Origin of the sequence: Fluviicola chungangensis, assembly GCF_007558725.1 — a bacterium.
In the GTDB taxonomy this organism is placed as follows: domain Bacteria; phylum Bacteroidota; class Bacteroidia; order Flavobacteriales_D; family Crocinitomicaceae; genus Fluviicola; species Fluviicola chungangensis.
This window is the reverse complement of sequence record NZ_VLPL01000003.1, coordinates 453823-476696: the sequence shown is the minus strand read 5'-3', so window position 1 is coordinate 476696 and position 22874 is coordinate 453823. Positions and strand designations below refer to the sequence as shown.

Below are 22874 nucleotides of genomic sequence, written 5' to 3'. Positions count from 1 at the left end.
AACATACTATAATTAAAGCGACATGGAAGAGGAAATAGTAAACAAACGATCTTCAATAACTGTACAAATCGGGCTTAACGCAAACAACTTACCTTTAGAAATGCATTGGTCTGCCGAAGATGGCGGAATTACAAATGCTCCGGCAAAAGCTATGATGCTTTCCCTGTGGAATCCGGAAGACAAGAATACCATGAAAATAGACCTTTGGACAAAAGATATGTCCGTTGAAGAAATGAAACAATTCTTTCATCAGACCTTGTTAACTATGGCAGACACCTTTGAGAAAGCGACAGGAGAGAACCTGATCTCCGAAGATTTAAGAGATTACTGCTATCACTTCGCGGAGAAAATGGATATACTGCCTGAGAAATGACAATAGGACTTTTGGATATTAAGATTTTAGGAGTTAGATCCACAAATAAAAAAGCCTTTGGAAATCCAAAGGCTTTTTTATGACTCCAATTCAAGTCCTGGTATCTTGATGTCTTAACATCCTAAAATCTATTTCACCAACTCCATTTCATCTACCAAATGCTTCGCACCGCAATACACATCCATCACCCACATCACATAGCGGATATCTACCACAATGTTTCTGCAGCGATTCGGATCGAAATAAAAATCGCTCATCGTACTTTCCCAGCTACGGTCAAAGTTCAATCCCATCAGATTTCCGTTTGCATCCAATACCGGAGATCCCGAATTCCCACCGGTTGTGTGGTTTGAACCCGTAAAACATACCCAAAGCTCTCCGTTTTGGGAATAATTCCCATAATTCTTTGATTGGTATAAATCGATCATGCGTTGATCCAGATCAAAATCCGGGTTCCCGGTGTTGTACTTATCCACCATTCCTTTCAGTGTTGTATGTTCCGTATATGCCATTCCGTCAACCGGAGCAGATCCTTCCAGCAAACCGTAAGTTACCCGCAACGTTGAATTGGCATCCGGCCAGTTTTTTCCATCCGGGAACATCTTTAGCTTTCCTTCCACAAAATCTTTCAGCAGGGCATCCATTTCAACATTGTAGTCGTTCGCCCCTGCCGCGATCTCATTGCGCATCAGAGTAAAACACTCAACAAATAATTTGTATCCCGGATCTTTCGCCAATTTAGAAAATGATTTCTCCGTCAGTTTGCTCAGGAATGCAACATATTTTTCCTTGTTCACGAGGATGGATTTCGAATAAACCTCGGAAGCTAATTTTTGGTTGCTCAGCGAAGGGATCACGAAGCGTTTGTCCAGGTAATTCTTAAACGCAGGAGTCTGTACATCAAAGATTCCCTTGTCTACATTGACATCGTAATTCTTAAAGAAACTCTCTGCAGAACTGATCAGGGTCTTTATTTTCGCTTCCAGTTCATTATTTTCACGGTACTTACCGTAATTACGCTCCAAATCTTCCATATTTCTCGCCAGTCGGAAAAACTCGGGACCGACGAACAGGTACTCTACAAACAAGGTATAATTGTATTCGTAAACGGCTTTTTCGTCCACTAATTTATTCATGCGGTCAATCAAAGGTGCATATCGGTTCCACTCTTCTTTCGAATTTGCCTTTGCAATATACTCGGCTTCAAATTTCTTTTTCAGGGAAACTGCATCCAATTGCTTCAATCCGTCAATCTGGCCGATGTATTTTTTCCAGGCGTTGGCAATGCGCGCCTGTTTTGCCATATACTGAATGCGCGTCAAATCTGATTTGGTCATGGCCTCATTGATTACCGCCAAACTTTTTGTACGCATATCAATTTCCATCGGCCGTTGTTTCTCGATGTAGTATTTCAGGTTCCCGGAAGTCAAATGTTGTTCCGTTTGGCCGGGAAAACCATAAACCATCGTAAAATCACCTTTCTTCCGGTCGTTAAACGCAATTTTCAAATGTTTGATCGGAGTATAAGGAACGTTTTCTGTATTGTAAGCTGCCGGGTTGTTATCCTTTCCTGCATATACGCGGAAAACGGAAAAATCGCCGGTATGTCTCGGCCAAACCCAATTGTCCGTATCACCACCGAATTTCCCGATGGAACTTGGAGGAGCACCAACCAGGCGCACATCCGTAAATACTTCCTTCACCATGAGGTAGAAACTGTTCCCGTAATCAAATGCCTGGATATCTCCCTGGTAATGAGTTCCCCTCGTAGCATCTTCGATGAGTTTTTTCATGTTCCGTTTCAGTACTTCTGCAATCTTATTTCCATCTTCCAATCCCTGAACGCCAAACATCACTGCTTCCGTCACATCTTCGATCCGAACAATACGTGTAGCGGTCAATCCAGGATTCGGAAGTTCATCGCTGAATTGTTTTGCCCAAAACCCATTTTTCAGGTAATCGTGTTCTGTTGAAGAATGCTTCTGAACGGCATCCAATCCACAGTGATGATTGGTCAGCAATAATCCTTTTTCCGAAACCAGTTCTGCGGTACACCCTCCGCCGAAATGCATAATGGCATCCTTTAATGACGCATGATTCACCGAATAAATATCTGCGGCTGAAAGTTTCATTCCTTTTGCTTTCATATCCGATTCAAAGGCTTGAAGTAATGAAGGGATAAGCATTCCCTCCTCTGCGTGAAGCGCAAAGCCGAGAAAGAGGATCATGGCAACCAAACAATTTTTCATATTCACAATTTTGCCCAAATATACCAATACCCTGCCAAAACAAGTTGTTCAATTCAACCCTTTTTCGCATTTTTGTTCTGTGGAATTTATCAGTTTAATCTTTCGACTGGGAGTCATTTTAGCGATTTTCAGTTTTATTTGGGGAATTTTAAAATTCGGATTTGTACTGCTCCGGGGTGGTGTACCGATGTCGTATCCCTTAAACCTGGCATTTAAAACGCTTCAATACCTGCTCATTGCTGATGTTGCGATTATTTTCTGCGAGAATAATCCGAAAGGGAACTTGTCTACTTCGATCATTACCGGTCTCATTTTATTGATGTACTTTATCGGGAAGGTCCAAAATATGCAATTCAGGGCCATGATGTCTATCCAGATCCAGGGGAGAAACCTGACAGAAGGCCCGAAACCCAAAATGGGTCTTGAATTCGGAATTGTAGCTCTGGCGATGGCAGTTTTCGGTTTTCTGTTGTGGAATCCCGAATTTGCAGAGAATGCTATTTCGAACTGGTTTTATAGGAACATTATAGATATCGAAGACACTCCGATCTTCGGATTTATCTTCAAGATCGTCGGGTTCTTTTTCACTATTGGAATGCTGATCCGAATGTTTAATGCCTTAAGTATGATCTTTTCAGGCAGGGCTTTCGGAAATCAACACCAGGATCAAAACCAAAGAGACGAACGGCGTGACAATGACCGTTTTGATGACTATGAAGAAGTGGAGTGATCCGGTAGAATAACGCAAAGGAATTAAGCAGACTTTTTAGCTGTAAGCAATTGTTTCTCGCTTGACACCACGCCAGCTTATCTCCTGCTAAGGAACTCCCGGATGTTATTTGAACTTCTTGAGCAATTCGAGGATTTGGGGAACGAGTAATTGGTTGCCATCGTTGTAAATGACCAGGTCCGTCAACTTCATTTTTTCTGCTTCGGGCATTTGCGCATCCAACCTGGAGCGAATTTGCTCATCTGTGAGCCGGTCGCGTTCTTTTACACGTTTCATACGGATTTCTTCCGGCGCGCTAACCAGTATGACCGCATCAAATGATTTATAATTCCCTGTTTCAAATAACAGAGCGGATTCCTGGAACAATATCGGGGATTTTTGACGGCTTGCCCAGTGTTGAAAATCTTCTCTTACAGCCGGATGTACCAATTGATTCATAGCCGTTCGCTTGGAATCATCCCGGAAAATTTGTGCAGCAATATACGGGCGATTGAGTTTTGAATCCAGGTAGGCTTCTTCTCCAAACAATTCTTTTAAACTGCGAATCAGCGCCTGATTTTCGTTCATGATTTCTTTCGCACGCTGATCGGATGAATATACGGGATATCCCATCAATTGCAGAATCCTGGATACCATTGATTTTCCGGAACCAATTCCGCCGGTTATGCCAATCTTTTTTGCCATAAAACAAAAATCCTCTGCCAGCTGACAGAGGATTCGGATTAAATTTCTTCTACTTCAATAATATTGAAAGGCAGACTGATGATTGCCTGGTAATCCTGACCGGCCTCTTCCATATCTTCATCATCTTCCTCAAAGAACCAGTTCACAACAACTTTTGTTTTAGAACCGGAAATGGCTTCCAGTTTTTTAAACAAGTCTAGAATGCACTTGGAAGAAGAGGTATTAAAATATTCTAATTTAACATCCACAGATGTTTCTGCGATCGGATCCTTTCCATAAGCATCAATCCAATCATTTAAGGGTTTGTAAAATTCCACTGAGTTTTCAGGAATAGAACGACCTTTCAACTCAAGTTTTCCAGTAGCGGCATCAAAATGGATCGAAGGTGTTTTTGCTGATCCTTCTAAGTGTAAATTTTCCATATTCGTCATTAATCAATTTTTATATTCAAGCAGAAAAAACTATTGACGTCGTTTATTGGCAAAAACTGATACTCTAGTTTATTTCCCGATTTTCTTGCAATATCAATCATACCAAGGCCTGCCGTTCCCTTATCCGATAAGGTCCCGTTACTAAGCACTTCCTGGTAATATTTTTTTAATTCATCCTTATCCATTCCATTGATCATATCCAAACGCTCTTCCAAATCAATCGCGCTTGCCTTATCAATATAATTTCCCGTTCGAATAACAAAATGATCGTCTTTTTTCGCTATCATGAATAAGGCAGATTTTACCTCAATTCGCGTAAAGCTGCGATCCTGCTCTTCATTCGAATCGATATGGTGATACAAATTCTGAAGGCATTCCACCAACACATTGAAAACCTTTTTCTTCATTTTTGGAGATTCATCCATGTAATCCATCTTGGACTCCATAATTGAAAGAACGGATGATAATAATTCCGAAGTAACTACTCCTTTAAACGATAACAGGATGTTCTCCCGCTCCATTGTCTGGTAAAGTTCGTAGATATCGTTTTTTATCATTGTAGTTTTCGAAGTGCAACAAATATAATAATCCTATCGAACTAATAGTGTTATTCGCCGAAAAAAATGAGCAGATGGTAGAATTTTCGATTGGGATTCATTGGCTGGGTACTTACCCAACTTTCAGGGGTAAAATTGATGCAGTTTCGTTCAAGTTTTTGTACTTTTGCAACAATGATGCATTTAGACAGGCAAAAAGAATGGTTCTCTACGTGGTTTGACTCTCCGTTCTATCATGTATTATACGACGAACGAAATGAAAAAGAGGCCAACGAATTTTTAAATAACCTGGTGGCGCTGCTGAATCCCGAACCCGGATCAAGTGCCTTGGATCTGGCTTGTGGCGCAGGAAGACATTCCAGGGCCTTGGCTTCACACGGATTAACCGTTTCCGGTTGCGACCTGTCTCCAAACAGCATTGAAGAGGCAAAAAAAAATTCAGATCCTGACCTGAAGTTCTTTGTGCACGATATGCGCGAAAAACTGGATGAAAACTATCAGTATGTTTTCAATTTATTCACCAGTTTCGGCTATTTCGAAGATGTCTGTGAAAATGCAAAGGTCTTAAAAAGTGTTTACGATGCACTGATCGATCCGGGAATCCTGGTGATTGATTTTATGAATGCACACAAGGTTGTGCGTGACCTGCGTAAGCGCCAGGAGATCAAAAAATGTGATATCCTATTCCACATAAAAAAAGAAGTCGTGAATGGGCGCATCGTTAAAACGATTGCTTTTGAGCACGACGGGAAATCCTATTTCTTCCAGGAGAAAGTACAGGCGTTGGAACTCCGGGATTTTGAAAAGCTTTTGTCTGATGCACATTTCGAAATTATTCAGTTAGCAGGAAACTACCGGCTGGAAGCTTTTGATCTGGAACAATCGGATCGTTTAATCCTAATTTGCAAAAAGAAATGAGTGAAACCATCATGACCATTTTCTTTTTGATGCTATCCGTTGCGGCGGGTGGCGTGTTGGTCGTTTTTCTGGAAAAAAAGAACCAGGCAACCTTCATTAAGCTTTCCCTTGCTTTTAGCGGTGGATTCCTTCTGGCGATCGCTTTCATTCATTTTTTGCCGGAACTGTACGCCGAACAGCATACATCCATCGGAGTTTGGGTCCTGGTTGGGTTCCTGGTACAGCTATTTTTGGAGTACTTTTCAGGCGGGATCGAACACGGACATATTCACGCACATGCAAATAAAAGGATCCCCTACGGATTATTGATTTCCCTGAGCATTCATTCGTTCATTGAGGGAATTCCACTGGCCAATTCTGCCATACACGAGCATACGCATGCTCAGGAACAGCTGATCGGTCATCACCATCATTCGCTCCTGCTTGGAATTATTCTTCACCAGCTTCCGGTTGCCATTGCACTGATGACCTTGTTGCGAAAATCCCTGATCAAATCAAGTACCTCGTGGATCCTGTTGATTGTTTTCGGATTGATGACTCCTTTGGGGCTGATCTTTGGAAAATTCATTCCGATGGACTCTTCCATTCCTTTCATGGATATTTTACTGGCATTGGTAGTTGGTATGTTCCTGCATATTTCAACGACCATTATCTTTGAAACAAATGAGAACCATCGTTTTAACCTGGCAAAGCTCACAGCCATTTTGCTGGGTGTTGGTTTGAGCGTAGGATTAATCTAGTTCAACGAGATTCGAACGAGGTTGCAAAGTTCAAAGGGGTTCAAAAGAAGTACAAAAGTTTAAAGAGATTCATTTGAACAGTGAGCCAACCAAATATTTTTTAATTTTACCTAAAAAATCAACACATGAAGATACTCTTCTCACTTATATTCATCCTTTGCGGTGTCACCATCTATGCCTTTAAATCCTTTGAACTTGGTTTGTTGAATAATGGGTTTTCCTGGACTATGTCCAAACTGCTTCCTTATTTGACGCTCGGAATCGGTGGAATTCTTCTCGCCTATTCTTTTGCGAAAGGTTTTAAGATCAACTCCAAACCAGTGAAGATACTCGCTGTAATCATCCTCTTCGCCGCGCCATTTGCCGTTGGATTTATGTTACACCCTATTTTTGACGGGGATTTCAGTTCAGAGGGAAGTGAAGTAAAAGCAACTGCCGTGCAAGTTGATGAAAAATACGACTTACTGATCGTTACCATTCCGGATTGCCCGTATTGTTTGGAATCCATCTTCCGTTTGAAATTAATCAAGCAACGCAATCCATCTGTGAAAATGCTTTTCTCAGTGTGTTCGGATGACAAACAAAAATTGAAGTTATACAAAGAGATTATTGCCGGCGATTTTGATATCGCACTGGCAAAAGATATTGACGCTTCGGTTCAATTGGCAGAAGGTCATTTCCCAACCTTTGTCAAATTGAAAAACGGCCTTCCGTCTTATAAATGGTCGAATGATCAATTCGGAGCCGGAGCTATCGATGAGTTTGAGGGGGAAATTAGCAAGTAATTTCTACCCATTTAATTATCCAAATCCCGCTGTGTCACTGCTCAAACAGCTCCATATCTATCCATCTTTTTGAAGGGTGTTGACAGATTAAATCTCTCAGGCAGCTGATACAACTAAAACCAGGGGATGATACGCGAAATTGCAGGCAACTTACCGGATCACCACTGCAGTTCAACGCTCTGGCATTCATTCGGAGACGCTTGAAAAGTTCCCTGGAAATGTAAGGTACCATCTTGTGCCCGGCCTTCGTAAGTATAGGTTTTTTTCTCTGTTCCGGTATACGCATTATGTACCGTAAGGTTGTTTCCTCCGCAATCGGCTCCTGTCTTCCAATCTGAAACAGCAATTTGTCCTACTTCTTTATCATCTACATAAATATGTAATGTGGTTACACCGTAAGAAATCAAATAATTGGATTTTTCTTCACTGAACCAAAAAGACACCCGGGATTCAAACTCACATTTCCCGTCATTCAATTTTGCCTTCTTACTGTAGTTGGTTGCATTTTCATAGGTACATCCTTTTCTTTTGCAGGAATAGGATGTTGACAAAACCATAAGGCCCAGTGCGATAACGAAAACTTGTTTCATGATATGAAGTAATTATTTAGTTTGACTTCAAAAATACTATTTAATCTTTAAAAATTCTTCCGTACCAAATCTTATGCGCAGTTCCTATTTACTGCGATCAGTGATTTATGTAACTTTAATCAGTTCAAATAGCCTACCTTCACCCCGGCAGATATTCTTTTGCCATTAATCCAACTTTATGATAAATAAGTTACTTTCTATACTCACGGGTATTATCGTGTTAACATTCCCCCTTTCTATCATCGCACAAGCACCTGATCTTGGAACTACTGCTAATTTCGCACTATTCTCTACTTCCGGCGCTATAACCAATACAGGACTGTCTCAAATCACAGGCAATGTCGGCTCGAATAACGGCCCGATTACCGGATTTGGCAATGTAAACGGTTCGATGCATAACAGTGATGGGGCAACAGCTCAATGTTCTGCTGACCTTCTGATAGCCTACAATCAACTGGATGCTGCCGTCACCACCAATTCACCTGCACCTTCATTGGGAAGCGGTCAAACACTTTTTGCCGGAGTTCATTCAATTTCAGGAAACACGACTATTAACGGAGTTTTAACCCTTGATGGTCAGAACAATCCCGATGCAGTCTTTATCATCAAAATCCAGGGAACCCTATCTTCGGGAGCTGCCGCAAAAGTGACGCTTACGAATGAAGCACTCGCATGTAACGTTTTTTGGAAGGTAGAAGGTGCAGTAAACCTAGCTTCGGGGACCTTTATGTGTGGAAGTATCATCGCAAATAATGCCGCGATCGATATGGCAACCGGAGATACGCTTCAGGGACGTGCACTTTCTACGGCCGGTGCAGTTACATTAAACGGAACGATGGTCTATACACCGATAGGTTGTGGAAGCCCTGTTCTGGATGGCCCTACAGCTCCGCAACTCGGTGCTACTGCCTGTTACGCTTTATTCTCATCCAACGGTGCGGTTTCCAATACAGGGACAACCTATGTTACCGGCGATGTGGGCAGCAATACGGATGCCCCAACCGGTTACAATCCGGCGTTCATCAATGGTACGCTTCACCTGACGCCTGACGGATCAACTGCACAATGTGCTTCCGACCTGTTGCTGATGTATAATTATGTGAATACGCTTCCTCATGACATTGAATTGCTGTATCCGGCACAATTCGGAAACAACCTGGTGTTGACTCCACACACATACTTGTTAGACGCTGCAACTACATTAAACGACACGCTGTATCTGAATGCAATGGGAAATGCAGATGCCATATTCATAATCCAGGTAAACGGCGCACTCACCGCCAATACCAACTCAAATGTCGTTCTGATAAATGATGCACAATCGAAAAATGTTTTCTGGAAAATCGAAGGAGCAGTTGACATCAGCGCCAACTCCATTTTCAGAGGAACACTTATTTGCAACAATGCAGCTATTGGAAATTCCGGTGTTCTGCTTGACGGACGGGCCCTGGTTACTACCGGCGCATTATCTACCGACGCGACCATCGTGGTTGCAACGACAATTCCAACGAATTGTGCCACGTTAGGCCTTACATCTCTTGAAGCTGCAAACATCATTTCAGTTTATCCGAATCCTTTCACTGCTTCTGTGACGATCGAATTCGAAGAGACGAGCCTGGTAACCAATTCTGAATTGTATCTCTACAACCTGCTTGGATCAGAGCAATCAAAGACTTTGATTACCGGTAAGAAGACCACATTGAATACGGAGCGATTCCCTTCAGGTGTGTATTATTACAAGCTTATCAATAATGGGAAACTCATTCAGACCGGAAAACTGACAGCACAATAAAGTAAAAAGTCATCGGATTATTTAGGAAGCCATCCTCAGTAAAAACAGAGGGTGGTTTCTTTTTTCCTTAACTTCGATCTCAAGAGGATTTCCTTACCAAATCTTCCAAACAGTCGATAAAGCGCGGATGATCATTCGAGCTTGGAACCAATTGCACTTTTTCACCTCCGTTTTCTTCGAAAATTTCCTGGTATTCCCCACCGATTTCAATCAATGTTTCCAGGCAATCAGCAACGAAAGCCGGACTGAAAGCCAGAACCCGTTTCTTTCCTTCTTTCCCCCATTGTTCAATTACTTTATCGGAAAAAGGCTGAATCCATTTCTCATCCAAACGCGATTGAAAACTAACGATGTATTGGTCTTCCGTCAAGCCTAATTTGGCTGCGATCAGGCGGGTCGTTTCATAACTTGTTGCCTTATAACAGAACTTATTTTCTTCTGTAATTTCTTTTTCACAATCGTGATCCTGACACAGTCCCGAGTCGTATACTTTGTCTACCTGTCTTTCCGGAAGCCCATGATAAGAGAACATGATCTTGTCGTAGGAAGCGATATCGAATTCCTTTGCCCTTTCCACAATCGAATCAATGTATCCTTCGTGATTATAGAATTGAGAAACGACTCTGATATCCGGGATTACCCACCATTTTTTGATGATTTCCATGGCTTTATCCACAGCAGATCCCGTCGAAGCACTTGCATACTGAGGAAACAAGGGCAAGATAATGATTTGTTCATAGTTTGCTTTGCGCATGCGTTCCAAAACGGATTCCATAGAAGGATTTTGGTAGCGCATCGCCATTTCAATCGTCACATCTTCTGAAGCGAAACGTTGCTGAAGCAGGCTTTTTACCGATTCCGTATAAGTCAAAAGTGGTGATTTACCGTTTCCGAGTTCCCATAATTGTTTATAGATTTTGGCGGATTTCGGGGTTCTGAAAGGAACAATAATTCCTCTAACAAGCAGCAATCGGGAAAAAAACGGGATGTCAATCACACGCGGGTCCATTAAAAATTCTTTCAGGTACCGACGAACATCACTGTTTTTGGGACTATCCGGGGTTCCCAACTGAATCAATAACACACCGATTTTCTTACTCATCTCATTTGTTTAAAGGCTGTGCAAAAATAATATAAAAGGCAAGAAGGGAGGATGACCTATGTCATTATTTCCCGCAGATTTCGCTGAGGTATGCAGATCTATATTTTGGCGGGAAGCACATCAAAAAAGAACAGGATGCATATCATCAGCGGAGGAAAACAAAAAAGCCCTTCCTGCAAAGGAAAGGCTTTTCAAATTTTAATTTATCCGTTAAATATGCAATGCTCTGTTGTCTGTTGCAGCCAAAGCCGCTTCTTTCACCGCTTCAGAGAATGTTGGATGTCCATGGCAAATGCGGGAAATATCTTCAGCTGAAGCACGGAATTCCATTGCTGTTACCGCTTCCATGATCATATCAGCAGCGCGTGCGGCGATCATGTGAACGCCCAACACCTCATCTGTTTTCGCATCCGCTAAAATTTTAACGAAACCTGCAATATCCATCGATGCACGTGCTCTTCCCAAAGCTTTCATTGGGAAAGAACCTGCTTTGTACTCTACTCCGGAAGCCTTCAGTTCTTCTTCTGTTTTACCAACAGAGGCGATTTCCGGCCAGGTATAAACTACTCCTGGAATCAGGTTGTAATTGATATGCGGTTTTTGTCCTGCCAATTGCTCGGCAACCACCACTCCTTCTTCTTCCGCTTTGTGAGCAAGCATTGCTCCGCGAACTACGTCACCGATTGCATAAATATTCGGAACTGCCGTTTGCAAATGATCGTTCACATCGACCTGACCGCGATTATTTACCGTCAAGCCCACATTCTCAAGACCTAAACCTTCCGTATATGCTTTGCGTCCAACTGCAACCAGGCAATAATCCGCCTCCAGGGTTACTTCTTCGTTCTTTTTGTTCAAAGCAGTCAATTTAACACTGTTTCCAGTATTTTCAACTTTCTGAACTTGGTGTTCCAAATGAAATTTGAATCCTTCCTTCTTCAGGATTTTCGTCAATTCTTTTCCTAATGAAAGGTCCATCGTTGGAAGGATACTCGAAGCGAATTCCACTACTTCTACTTCTGTTCCCAAACGCGCGTAAACAGACCCCAATTCCAAACCGATTACTCCACCTCCGATCACGATCATCCGTTTCGGGATTTCCGTCATTTTCAATGCTTCCGTAGAAGTAATGATCCGTTTTTTATCCGGTTCCATTCCCGGAAAGAAATTAGGTTTGGATCCTGTAGCGATAATGGTATTTTTCGCAGTAATGTTGGTGCTGTTTCCTTTGTCGTCTTTGATGGCGATCGTCGTTTTATCCACAAACGAACCCACTCCCTGGTAAACAGTTACCTTGTTTTTATCCATCAGGAATTTTACGCCGTTGCATGTTTGGGCAACCACCTCTTCCTTTCGGGCGATCATCTGCGCAATATCCGCCTCTACGTTATCTACTTTGATTCCATGAGTTGCAAAATTGTGCTTTGCGTTGAAAAAATGCTCCGATGAATCCAATAATGCCTTTGACGGGATACATCCTACGTTTAAACAAGTTCCTCCAAGAGTTGGGTATTTTTCGATCAAAGCAGTATTCAATCCTAATTGTGCACAGCGAAGAGCAGCTACGTATCCACCAGGACCTGAACCGATAATCGCAACATCAAACGTACTCATAGTTTCAATTTCTAAAATGTGGGATAAAGGTAGGAATTAATTGAAAATGCAAAATGTAAAATGCAAAAGAATGTGCTGAAATTGCTATGACTGTAGGAATAAGATAATAGCTTTTCTTAAATTAAATCTTGACCAAACCTTTTCAACAGATTGTTCTCAACAAATGAAATACCGGCTAAGGTTAAAACTAGCGTGAATTATCTGCTGCGATCAGATTCTTATTCTTAAATATCCACCTATTTCTTTAACTACGTTTACCTTTAGGACAGAATGAACTTCCTGTTCGATTTATCTATAAATCAAAAATATGCTTCTCCGCATGATAAGAAGAACGCACCAGTGGTCCGCTTTCCACGAAACGGAATCCCATTTTCAATCCGATTTCACGGTATTTATCGAAACGTTCCGGAGTTACGAATTCAACAATAGGTAAATGTTTTGGCGTTGGCTGCAGGTATTGGCCCAAAGTCAGGATATCTACACCGACAGCTCTCAAATCTTCCATTGTTTCAATCACTTCTTCATCTGTTTCACCCAAACCAAGCATGACCCCTGATTTGGTTCGCATTCCTCCTTTTTTCAGGCGGAACAGCACTTCCAGGCTGCGGTCGTATTTTGCCTGAATGCGCACTTGTTTTGTAAGTCGGCGCACTGTTTCCAGATTGTGTGAAACAATTTCAGGAGCGACATCGATGATCTGCTGTAAATTTTCCCATTTACCGGCAAAATCAGGGATTAGGGTTTCCATCGTTGTTCCCGGACTTTGATGACGAACCGCTTTCACGGTCTGAACCCAGATTCCCGCTCCGCCATCTTTCAGGTCATCACGGTCTACCGAAGTAATTACCGCGTGTTTGATCTGCATGGTTTTAATAGAATGAGCTACTTTTCCAGGTTCAAATTCATCGATTGCTTCGGGCTTCCCGGTTTGAACCGCACAGAAACCACACGAACGTGTACAGATATTTCCAAGGATCATAAACGTAGCCGTTCCTTCCCCCCAGCACTCGCCCATATTCGGGCAGGAACCACTTTCACAAATGGTATGCAATTTATGCTCATCCACCAGAGCACGTACCTTCTTGTAATTCTCACCGATCGGTAATTTTACACGCAGCCAGTTTGGCTTTTTGATGCGAACGTTATTTTCTGCTGTTGTAATTTCTTCTGACATAGTCGTGCCTTTCCCTTTTCAAAAATTCAGTACCTTTGGTGCTGAGAAATTTGATACTACAAAAGTACAAAGAACAAATAAACGAAGTTCAAAAAGTTTAAACTGTTCAAAAAACATAAGAGTTCAATTCAGTGTCACATGGAGGAACATTTGAACTTTCAACACGTTGAACTATTAAACAATTAAGTTATGCCCACATCAACAGTAAAATACCTTGGAGGACTGCGCACAGAATGCACGCATCTTCAATCGGGAACGGTGATCCACACCGATGCGCCGACAGACAATCACGGAAAAGGAGAGAAATTTTCACCGACAGATTTGGTTGCAACTGCCTACGCTTCCTGTATGATCAGTATTATCGGTATCTACTGCAATGAGCATGGACACCATTACGAACATGGTTCTGCAACGGTCACCAAGATTATGGCGGCAAACCCGAGAAGAATCGGGAAACTGGTCATTGAGATCGACCTGAGAAACAACGGTTGGGACGAAGCAACCAGTGAAAAGGTAAAACGCACTGCCCTGGCTTGTCCGGTTGCAAAATCAGTAAGTGAAGATATCGAACTTGAAATCACATTCCATGTATAATAAGAAAAACGACCGCGAAGAAAGCCGCGGAGGATTTAACAAAGACAAACGCAATTTCGAACGCAAACCAAAAGAAGATCCTTCGGATATCATCTATGGAATTCGCGTAGTAATCGAAGCGATCAAAAACGACGTTGAAATCAATAAGATCCTGATCCAAAAAGGAATTGACAAGGATTTGTTCGAAGAATTGAGAACGGTATTGACGGGTAAAGATTACCAATTGCAGTTTGTTCCTATAGAAAAATTAAATAAACTGACGGCAAACAATCACCAGGGAGTGATTGCATTTACTTCTCCGGTTGCCTACAAAAACATCGAAGATCTATGTGACCAATGGCTTTCGGAAGGAAAAGAACCGTGTATATTGGTCCTTGACCGCATCACCGACGTTCGTAACTTCGGTGGAATTGCCCGCACGGCAGCTTGTATGGGCGTCGATGCAATTTTGGTCCCTTCCAAAGGAAGTGCACTGGTTTCCGCTGACGCCATTAAAACATCTGCCGGAGCATTACACAGCATTCCTGTTTGCAAGACCGATTTACTGAAGAACAGTCTCTTCTATCTGCAGCAAAGCGGTTTCCAGATCGTTTCCTGCACAGAGAAATCGAAAGTTTCAGTTGAAAATTACTCATTCTTTGGTCCGACAGCTATTATCGTGGGATCCGAAGAAGATGGAATTTCACATGATTTACTGAAAATGTCGGACGTTCGTTTATCCATCCCGATGGCCGGAGATATTTCTTCGCTAAATGTTGGAGTTGCAACCGGAATGATCTTGTATGAGCGATTAAAGCAGGTAAAAGCAGTAAAATAATCTTTATCTTTAGCTCGAATTTAAATCCACCTAATGAAAACAATCGAAAATCTAAGAATTGAGAAAACAGTCTTTAAAAATCAGCGAGACGAAAACGGAATTGTCATTAAAGTACCGGAAACGAAGATGGTAGGTAGACCTCCTGAAGTTGTAAGTCAGGGAGTGCGCTTTGGATATTTCATGATCGATGTGGTATTCTTTTACATCATAACGTTTATTGTCGGAATCCTTATCGGAATTATTGTGGTTGCTACAGGCAATGTAGAAGCCTTGAGACCTGATTCAACCCTTATAGGGGTGCTGAACTACATCGGCTACCCGATCTTCTTCCTCTATTATGCTATTAGTGAAGGACTGGGAGGAGCTACTTTAGGCAAATTGATTTGCGGTTATACGGTTATCGACGAATACGCAAATAAAGTAAGTTTCCCGAAAGCTTTGTTAAGGACTATTTGCAGATACATTCCCTTTGAAGCTTTTTCGTGCTTTGCAGAACGCGGTTGGCACGACACTTTGTCCAAAACATACGTGGTCAAACGATCCGAAAAAGCAGAACTTCAAAAACTATTGGGTTCGTATACTTCCAAAGAAGCAGATATCCTGGATTAACCGGAATTTTAGAATTTTAGGACTTGAAACCATAAAGTTAAAAAGCCCCGGAGGTATCTTCCAGGGCTTTTTTTGGTACATATCCAAGTTTTAGCATCTTGAAATCCAACTATAAATGTGTTCCTCCGGAAACTTCAATGCGTTGTCCGTTGATCCAACGGGATTCATCCGTACACAGGAATGCCACTACGTCCCCGATATCATCCGGTAGCCCCGCTCTTCCAAGCGCGGTTGCATCTGCGATCATTTTATTGTAATCCGCATTATCGCGCACTGCTCCGCCTCCGAAATCTGTTTCAATTGCTCCCGGAGCCACACAGTTCACACGGATTTGGCGCGAACCTAATTCTTGGGCCAAATAACGCGATAGTTGCTCCACTGCTGCTTTTAACGATCCGTAAACCGAATACCCGGGCGCAGTAAAACGGGCTAATCCACTGGAAATATTCACAATTCCACCTCCGTCATTCACAAACGGAACGATCAATTGCGTTAAGAAAAACGGTGCTTTGAAATGAATGTCCGTCAATGAATCAAACACGGATGGTTCGGTTGCTCCCAGCGGTGTAGACAACCCAATTCCGGCATTGTTTACCAGGAAATCAATTTTCTCTTTGTCGAAGTTGCTTTTAATTGAACTTCTCAGTGTTGCAACAAACGACTGAAAGGTGTCTGCTTTACTTACATCCAACGGAAGAGCAAGTGCTTCTGCTCCCTTTGACTGAATTTCTGCCACTACTTTATCTGCTTCTGCTTTGTTGGTGTGGTAAGTAATCACCACATTGATGCCCTTTTCTGCCAATTTGTTTGCCATGCTTCTCCCCAAGCCACGGCTTCCTCCAGTAATGAGTGCTAATTTACTTGTTTTCATGTATTTAAATTTGATGAAACAAAAATAGCCCATGAATCAGGTGGTTTGTTTGCGCGAAGCAATCCAAGAGTTGCAAAAAACAAATAATTATCAATTATGAATGCTTCAATTATCAAGAAAGCAACTTTTCAACCGTTTGATAATTGATAATTTCGTCATTGATCATTAATTCCGGAAGGAATTAGGAGTGATTTGAGTTTGTTTGCGAAAGAAATTGGAAAAGTGCGCTACTTCTTCAAACCCCAAACAGTATGCAATCTCCGAAACGGTCCAGTTTGTTTGTTTCAACAAGATCTTGGCTTCCTGCGTAATCCGGTTTCCTATCACCTCGGTGGTTGTCCTTCCGGTATTTTCTTTTAACACCTTATTCAAATGGTTCACATGAACCGCTAAACGATCTGCATAATCCTTTGCCGTTCTCAAACCGATGCGTTGCTGATTGGACTCGATCGGAAACTGGCGTTCCAACAACTCCACAAATAACGAACTTACCCGTTCAGAAGCAGAGTGTTTCGGATACAAAACAGACGCCGGTTGCAGTTTTTGGCCCTGGTGGATCAGTTCCATGACATAAGTACGGATCAAATCGTATTTAAAGGCATAGTCCGAAGCCTGTTCCGTTCTCATTTTAGAAAAAACCGTTCTCAGGTATTGGAATTCATCTTCCGTTAATTCAAAAACCGGTATACTTCCCGGACTGAAGATAGGAAGTTCATCCAACATAAAACCGGTATTCGATCTGGTAATGAAATCCGGACTAAAAACACAAAATACCGCACTGTGTTCTTCATCTTCGGATGTATAGTTATACGGAACTTTCGGTGTGGCAAAAAGCAAACCGTATTTCTCAATATCTATTACTTTATCGGCGTACTCAGCTGTACTTCTTCCTGAAATCAGGCTTATTTTATAGTACAAACGCCGATTGTAGGGCATTTTTCCTTTCTTACCGCTGTTTTGCGCCAGCAATTCGTTGGTATCAAACACATTGAACTGTCCCAGTTCTTTGCTAATCCCCTCCGGAACTATTGATGAGCCGCCATTACAAATCGACCGGTAAAATTCTTCCAGGCTGATAAACTCCATTCACTGATAAATTGCAAAATTCAAATATACAATAATTAAAAATGGACAATTGAGAATTGAAAAGATCAGATTGCTCTAAACAGGTCGATTTAGGCAACTTTAAACGAAATTCTTTTCAATTTTTGCATTCTCCATTTTCAATTAGCAAGCATCATCGCACGGATATCTCTCACCGGGGCGCTTCCATAACTCAGGAATTTTTCGTGGAATGTCTTGAGATCAAACACCTTTCCTTGTTTTTTCATTAATTCCCTGCGCAAATTGCAGATTTCAGTGAAACCGGTAAAGTAGCTGCATAATTGCACCTGGCTCAAAGTCGCCCGTTTCCACTTCCCTTCAGCTTCAGCTTGCTGCTGGTAGGCTTCATTGACCAATAGGTTCATCGCCTGCTCTTTCGTATAATTCAGGTTATGAACCGAGTAATCCAAAATGGTATTGCAGGTAGTTCGTAAATTCCATTTGTAATACATCAGCCACATTTCCGGGCTATTGTTGCCGTAACCGTTTTCCAACATCATCAGTTCCGCATAAACCGCCCAGCCTTCTACCATTGCTCCGTTCCCAAAAATGGATTTGATGATACTCGGTGAATTATTGCTATAAATCAATTGGGTATAATGCCCCGGAACCGCTTCGTGAATATTCAGGATCTGCAAAACATGATCGTTGTACTCCCGCAAATAACTTTCCGATTGTACAGCCGGCCAGCCATTCATGCTCCCCACATTGTAATACGTATTTCCTCCTTTATCGTATGGTCCCGGAGCAGAAATGGAGGCTCCTGCAACTCCGGCCATATAATCCGGTTCTTTTCGAACCACCAACGGTTTCTTCGGGTCCAAATAAATCAACTTCTTATCCCGAACGAACTTCTCCAATTCCGGAATCTGTTTTTCAATGTCTTTCTGGAAATTTTCCGGTTTGGTATGTTGAAGGGAAATTTGATCGATTAATTGTTTCACCAGTTCGTATTCATTTCCGGGCATTGTTTTTTTCCCCATATGCTTACTCCAAATACTGCGTGAAATCTTCACCATTTTTTGATGCAGTTCCTTTTTGTGTGTCAACGCATTTTCGTAGATTTCTTTAGCCGATTGATCCGATTGAATGTCAAACTCAAATTTCTTTGCATACAACGTACTTCCCAAACGGAAACTACGTGGATGCGGATTCGGCAATTTTTCCAGCCAGAAAGCATACTCTTCAATAGCTTTTTGTGCAGCCATACTTCGTTTAAGCAATTCTGATTTTTCGGTTTCGCTCAGTTTACTTTTTTCCAAACTTGCGGGAAGATCCGCAGAGAAAACAGATAACCCTCCCCTGTTCTGTTCAATTGCCAATTGGGTATGTTCTTTTGTAGGATTGTTGATGTTCTTTTTTGCTGCTTCGTAATAGGCCGGAACATGTTTCAAACGGATGGAGAAATTTCGCAAGCGTTCGTCCAATGGAGCGTAATTATTCCCCAGCATTTCAGCAAATCCGCCGCAAACATTGTAATTGGAAGGATTCCATTCTCCGGACTTCAGGGTAGTTTGTTCCCAAAGTGCTCCTTCCAGGTAATTCCGTATGAGCTTCCAATCAATTCGGTTTGCTTCCGAAAGTATTTCAAGCTTAAATTCATGAAGTTGTTCCAGTTCCTTTTGAATAAATGCACGTTCTTTTTCCTGCCGAGTTTTATCCGGAACAACTAATACCGAATCAAATTTGTGATATCCCACACTGCTGGCCCAACCCGGATTCATTTTCCACAAGCGTAAAACAAACGCCTCTTTGTAGTGATTAAAATCCACATCTGTTTTTACTTTCTCCTCCCGACAAGCTGTTAGAAGAATGAAAATCATCATACTGAAACCAAGGTACTTTTTCATACGAATTAATTTAAATTGAGGTATACGGGACCATTAAAATTTCTTGCGCCAGATCTTATCGGAAGCATCCAGGTATTCGGAGAGCGCCGCTGAACCGTACCAGGGAATCAAATCGTACGCTAGTAACCCAGAATTCACTGCCGGATCCGTTTTCAATAATGCTTCGGCTTCTTCTTTTGTTTTCACATTAAAAATGAACAATCCGCGATACGTCAGGTCGTTTTTACCAAAAGGTCCCGCAACAATTAATTTCCCTTCATCCACCAGGCGTCCGATATTTCCCATGTGTCCGGTGAAACAACTATCGATGTACTTTTTATCCGTGGTGGTATTCGTTCCTGTTTTCAACGCAACAAACACATAGCTTTTCATTCCGTAATCGTCGCCTTGTAATTTTTCTGCCAATACCTTATCGTACTTCGGGTTATCTGTTGCATTCTTTTCATTGATTGTTTCGGCAAGCGGCTCTTTTTTCGTCATTTTGAAGCTGAAACCGGTGTTTTTATCTCCCAGAACCTGAACAAAGACCTCTGTGGCGGAAAGCATTTTGTAACAAATTTTCTTGGGAAAATCGTGTGTTTTATTTTCAAAGACGAATGCGGAATCCGAGGAAGTCAATTTGAATTCGACCGGTTTTCCGTTATTCTGTCCAATGACTGTCGGTATGTAGAACGTTCCGTCCTTTCGTTCTATCAAATCCAGGTATTCATTCACTTTAATCTCTCCGTTCTTTACTACGTAAGAATAGCCTTTCATGGAAGACGGGGAAAGTTTGTCCCAATGCTCGTAGGTACTTTGGTCTTCAGAAAACCAGGTACCCACCAGGAAATCAGGGAATTTATTTTGTGTAAAAACGGAACCTGAAATACCAAGTCCCAATACGAATAAGAGCTTTTTCATAAGTATCGATCTGTCTTTCAAAAATAACCAATTTGACGAGGAATCATTTGTCTGTTTTTTCCAACAAAAAAAGACAAACCACTTAGGTCATACAATGCATATATTTTTTTTGGTTTTATTTTGAGATGGCCCGGTAAAATAAACAAAAGTAATCGATTACTATTTCACAGAAAGCTCTTCCGGTTCTTCACCTATATTTGTTTGAAAACTCAGTCCATGTTCTCTATTCAAAATATTCATTTTCAACTGGCTGTTAAAATCGTTATCGGATTGATCAGCTTTTTTCAACCTGTTCACGCGCAGGAAGAAGTTGATCCTTTTAAGTTCCCTGCAACCAACACAACTTCCATTTCATGTAGAGACGTTTCTGATAAAAACAACGGGGTTGATCTGTTCTTTGACGACGGCTATCCTGAGTATCCCGGCGGGATCATTGCGATGCGAAGTTTTTTAGAAGAAAACATCATTTATCCTTCCGATAGCGTGGAGGGAAAAATTTATGTGTCATTACTTATTGATACGATGGGACATGTAACAAAAGTCAACGTTAAAAAATCACTGAGCCCGTTGGCCGACGCTGAAGTTATTCGCGTAATGAAATTGATGGTTTTCAAACCAGCACTTATAAATGGCAAACCAATTAATTCAAGGATTTCACTTCCCTGTTCCTTTAGCCTCGGAAAGAAAGATTAAACTTCCACTGTTCCCTTACCCGCCATTCGATACGTGTGCGCCGTAAAAATATGCCTGCGTGCAAAACGCTCCGGTGTTGCACTTTGGTTCAGTTTCTTGTAAACATTGTTTGGAACTCCGAAATATTCGAATACCTGTCCGTTCAGGAAAGTCACTTTTAAGGTTAAGCCTTTGTAGTGATAATCAGCAATCATGGAAGTATTGATCGTTTCCTGGTATTCTTCCCTATTTTGCTCCAGGGTTTCAGGCGCAATGCTCACCAGGAAATGGTAGGCATCAATGATTTCCAAACTACGTTGTTCAGCTTCTGCCTTCAGGGGATCTGCTTCCTGGTATTTATCCGGATGCCACTCTTTTACCAGTTTGCGGTAAGTGGTTTTCAATTGGGATAACGTGATTTCTTCTTCTACCTGGAAGAGTTTTTTATATGCTGCAATGCGTTTCATACTTTTTAGATTTTAAGATTTCAGGATGTTAGGACTGAAACCCGGTCTGTTTGGTGTTTGGAGAGCGAATTAAAATCCGTTCAGGTCCAGTTGGTCTGTTTCCTCAAAGGGAACCTGTTTTCCCATTTTCTTTTGAATGATTTTAAAATGGTGTTCGTCTTCCGGACTGACGAATGTGAGCGCCTCCCCGGTTGCTTCTGCCCTTCCCGTGCGACCAATCCGATGTACAAAATCCTTTGGAGAACGGGGCAACTCGTAATTGATCACGAAAGGCAAAAACTCGATATCGATTCCACGGGCAATCAAATCCGTGGCAACCATCACTTTTAAATGTCCGGCCTTGAAATTACGCATCACGCGCGTTCTGGCATCCTGGCTTTTCTTACTGTGAATAGCCTGTGCATCAATGTTATTTTTCCGCAGTTTCTCAACCACCTGGTCGGCCTTAAAAGTAGAACTTGTAAAAACCAGTACCTGTTTCATTTTACGCGAACGGATCAAATAACGCAACAAGGGGCCTTTTCGATCATCCGAAACACGATAAGCGGTTTGTTGGATCAGGTCAATGGAATCTTCTTCTTTTTCGATCTTCAATACAATCGGATCATGCAACACCAACTGAGTAATCTCGGAAACCTTGTCGTTTAAAGTAGCTGAAAACAATAAGTTCTGGCGTTTCTTCGGGATCCAGCCCAAAATGCGTTTCAATTCCTCCTGGAAATCCAGGTTCAGCAATTTATCGGCTTCATCCAGCACCAATGATTTCAAGGCTCCCAATTGGATCGCATTCGATTCTGCCAGTTCGATCAAACGTCCGGGAGTTGCAATCAAAACGGAAACACCCATCATGGCTTTCATTTGCGGATTGATGGAAACCCCACCGTAAACTGCTTTTACTTTTTGAGGCTCCGGAAATGAACGTGCAAATTCCTTGAACACTTCTTCTACCTGGATCGCCAATTCGCGGGTCGGGACCAAAATAAGTGACTGAATATGCCGGTTCTTTGCTTTTTCGGCTTTGGAAAGTTGTGTTAAAATCGGAAGTACATAACTCGCTGTTTTACCGGAACCTGTAGGTGCAATACCCAAAACATCTTTCCCTGTCAAAATTGCCGGAATAGCGATTTCCTGAATGGGAGTCGGCTTTTCGTAATTCGTTTCGCTTAAAGCTTTTAATAAAAATGGCGATAAGCCGAAAGAAGAAAAGGACATCCTGTTTTATTTGAGGGCACAAAGATAGGGAAATTAGCT

At 41.9% G+C, this 22874-nt stretch carries 24 protein-coding genes; 10 read left to right on the top strand and 14 right to left on the bottom strand.

Translation table 11 applies throughout. From position 1 onward, the window contains the following. The first annotated feature begins 22 nt into the window (after positions 1–22). Entirely contained in the window at positions 23–373 is a 351-nt protein-coding gene (gene gldC, locus FO442_RS08350; protein ID WP_144332705.1) for a gliding motility protein GldC, read from the top strand. Between the two features lie 128 nt (positions 374–501). Here the strand turns inward: gldC and FO442_RS08345 are convergent, their stop codons facing one another. Further along, the gene (locus FO442_RS08345; protein WP_144332704.1) at positions 502–2622 is read right to left on the bottom strand and encodes a S46 family peptidase; all 2121 of its coding nucleotides are present in this window, start codon (positions 2620–2622) and stop codon (positions 502–504) included. Between FO442_RS08345 and FO442_RS08340 the strand changes: the two genes are divergently transcribed. Then, positions 2600–3352 (top strand): hypothetical protein, encoded by a 753-nt coding sequence (locus FO442_RS08340; protein WP_144332703.1) that lies wholly within the window; start codon positions 2600–2602, stop codon positions 3350–3352. The two genes, FO442_RS08345 and FO442_RS08340, sit on opposite strands and share 23 nt — an antisense overlap. Before the next feature lie 105 nt (positions 3353–3457). Here the strand turns inward: FO442_RS08340 and coaE are convergent, their stop codons facing one another. The 3 genes from coaE to FO442_RS08325 are packed head-to-tail and all read right to left on the bottom strand — an operon-like array spanning position 3458 to position 5024. Then, positions 3458–4036 carry a dephospho-CoA kinase gene (gene coaE / locus FO442_RS08335; protein ID WP_144332702.1) on the bottom strand — a complete coding sequence of 193 codons (579 nt, stop codon included), beginning with the start codon at positions 4034–4036 and terminating at the stop codon, positions 3458–3460. Between the two features lie 38 nt (positions 4037–4074). Continuing rightward, positions 4075–4458, bottom strand: a complete 384-nt coding sequence (locus FO442_RS08330) for a DUF1987 domain-containing protein (RefSeq protein ID WP_144332701.1) — start codon at positions 4456–4458, stop codon at positions 4075–4077. 8 nt (positions 4459–4466) lie between these two features. Next, positions 4467–5024 (bottom strand): SiaB family protein kinase, encoded by a 558-nt coding sequence (locus FO442_RS08325; RefSeq protein ID WP_144332700.1) that lies wholly within the window; start codon positions 5022–5024, stop codon positions 4467–4469. 174 nt (positions 5025–5198) lie between these two features. On the opposite strand from FO442_RS08325, the gene FO442_RS08320 reads away from it, so the two are divergent. The 3 genes from FO442_RS08320 to FO442_RS08310 all read left to right on the top strand — a co-directional run bounded on the left by FO442_RS08320 (position 5199) and on the right by FO442_RS08310 (position 7467). Then, the gene (locus tag FO442_RS08320; protein WP_186279992.1) at positions 5199–5942 is read left to right on the top strand and encodes a class I SAM-dependent methyltransferase; all 744 of its coding nucleotides are present in this window, start codon (positions 5199–5201) and stop codon (positions 5940–5942) included. Further along, positions 5939–6682, top strand: coding sequence for a ZIP family metal transporter (locus tag FO442_RS08315; RefSeq protein ID WP_144332698.1), 744 nt, complete (start codon positions 5939–5941; stop codon positions 6680–6682). The genes FO442_RS08320 and FO442_RS08315 overlap by 4 nt, the downstream gene beginning before the upstream one ends. Positions 6683–6807: 125 nt before the next feature. Beyond that, the gene (locus FO442_RS08310) at positions 6808–7467 is read left to right on the top strand and encodes a hypothetical protein (protein WP_144332697.1); all 660 of its coding nucleotides are present in this window, start codon (positions 6808–6810) and stop codon (positions 7465–7467) included. A 158-nt stretch (positions 7468–7625) separates the two neighbouring features. On the opposite strand, the gene FO442_RS08305 is transcribed toward FO442_RS08310, so the two are convergent. Further along, positions 7626–8057: a hypothetical protein gene (locus FO442_RS08305; RefSeq protein ID WP_144332696.1), complete on the bottom strand. Its 432-nt coding sequence runs from the start codon at positions 8055–8057 to the stop codon at positions 7626–7628. A gap of 178 nt (positions 8058–8235) precedes the next feature. On the opposite strand from FO442_RS08305, the gene FO442_RS08300 reads away from it, so the two are divergent. Next, positions 8236–9849, top strand: coding sequence for an ice-binding family protein (locus FO442_RS08300; RefSeq protein WP_144332695.1), 1614 nt, complete (start codon positions 8236–8238; stop codon positions 9847–9849). A 79-nt stretch (positions 9850–9928) separates the two neighbouring features. Here the strand turns inward: FO442_RS08300 and hemH are convergent, their stop codons facing one another. The 3 genes from hemH to lipA form a co-directional block, all read right to left on the bottom strand. Next, complete coding sequence (gene hemH, locus FO442_RS08295; RefSeq protein WP_144332694.1) at positions 9929–10951, bottom strand: ferrochelatase; 1023 nt, start codon at positions 10949–10951, stop codon at positions 9929–9931. A gap of 210 nt (positions 10952–11161) precedes the next feature. After that, positions 11162–12565 (bottom strand): dihydrolipoyl dehydrogenase, encoded by a 1404-nt coding sequence (gene lpdA, locus FO442_RS08290; protein ID WP_144332693.1) that lies wholly within the window; start codon positions 12563–12565, stop codon positions 11162–11164. Positions 12566–12857: 292 nt separating this feature from the next. Then, positions 12858–13739 (bottom strand): lipoyl synthase, encoded by an 882-nt coding sequence (gene lipA, locus FO442_RS08285; RefSeq protein WP_144332692.1) that lies wholly within the window; start codon positions 13737–13739, stop codon positions 12858–12860. A gap of 189 nt (positions 13740–13928) precedes the next feature. Between lipA and FO442_RS08280 the strand changes: the two genes are divergently transcribed. Genes FO442_RS08280 through FO442_RS08270 form a run of 3 tightly spaced genes read left to right on the top strand, consistent with a single transcriptional unit; the run spans position 13929 to position 15759 of the window. Beyond that, a complete protein-coding gene (locus FO442_RS08280) occupies positions 13929–14333 on the top strand; it encodes an OsmC family protein (protein WP_144332691.1) in 405 nt (134 codons plus the stop codon). Beyond that, positions 14326–15150 (top strand): 23S rRNA (guanosine(2251)-2'-O)-methyltransferase RlmB, encoded by an 825-nt coding sequence (gene rlmB, locus FO442_RS08275; protein ID WP_144332690.1) that lies wholly within the window; start codon positions 14326–14328, stop codon positions 15148–15150. The genes FO442_RS08280 and rlmB overlap by 8 nt, the downstream gene beginning before the upstream one ends. Positions 15151–15183: 33 nt before the next feature. Beyond that, entirely contained in the window at positions 15184–15759 is a 576-nt protein-coding gene (locus tag FO442_RS08270; RefSeq protein ID WP_144332689.1) for an RDD family protein, read from the top strand. Between the two features lie 109 nt (positions 15760–15868). On the opposite strand, the gene FO442_RS08265 is transcribed toward FO442_RS08270, so the two are convergent. From FO442_RS08265 to FO442_RS08250, 4 genes are all read right to left on the bottom strand, one after another. Further along, complete coding sequence (locus FO442_RS08265) at positions 15869–16630, bottom strand: SDR family NAD(P)-dependent oxidoreductase (RefSeq protein WP_144332688.1); 762 nt, start codon at positions 16628–16630, stop codon at positions 15869–15871. Positions 16631–16795: 165 nt separating this feature from the next. Next, a complete protein-coding gene (locus tag FO442_RS08260) occupies positions 16796–17716 on the bottom strand; it encodes a helix-turn-helix domain-containing protein (RefSeq protein ID WP_144332687.1) in 921 nt (306 codons plus the stop codon). A 137-nt stretch (positions 17717–17853) separates the two neighbouring features. Then, positions 17854–19584, bottom strand: coding sequence for a DUF885 domain-containing protein (locus FO442_RS08255; RefSeq protein WP_144332686.1), 1731 nt, complete (start codon positions 19582–19584; stop codon positions 17854–17856). A gap of 33 nt (positions 19585–19617) precedes the next feature. Then, entirely contained in the window at positions 19618–20484 is an 867-nt protein-coding gene (locus FO442_RS08250) for a YciI family protein (RefSeq protein ID WP_144332685.1), read from the bottom strand. Between the two features lie 216 nt (positions 20485–20700). On the opposite strand from FO442_RS08250, the gene FO442_RS08245 reads away from it, so the two are divergent. Beyond that, positions 20701–21177 (top strand): energy transducer TonB, encoded by a 477-nt coding sequence (locus tag FO442_RS08245; RefSeq protein ID WP_144332684.1) that lies wholly within the window; start codon positions 20701–20703, stop codon positions 21175–21177. Here the strand turns inward: FO442_RS08245 and FO442_RS08240 are convergent. Then, positions 21174–21623 carry a KTSC domain-containing protein gene (locus FO442_RS08240; RefSeq protein ID WP_144332683.1) on the bottom strand — a complete coding sequence of 150 codons (450 nt, stop codon included), beginning with the start codon at positions 21621–21623 and terminating at the stop codon, positions 21174–21176. The two genes, FO442_RS08245 and FO442_RS08240, sit on opposite strands and share 4 nt — an antisense overlap. Positions 21624–21692: 69 nt before the next feature. Then, positions 21693–22835, bottom strand: a complete 1143-nt coding sequence (locus FO442_RS08235; RefSeq protein ID WP_144332682.1) for a DEAD/DEAH box helicase — start codon at positions 22833–22835, stop codon at positions 21693–21695. Between the last annotated feature and the right edge of the window lie 39 nt (positions 22836–22874).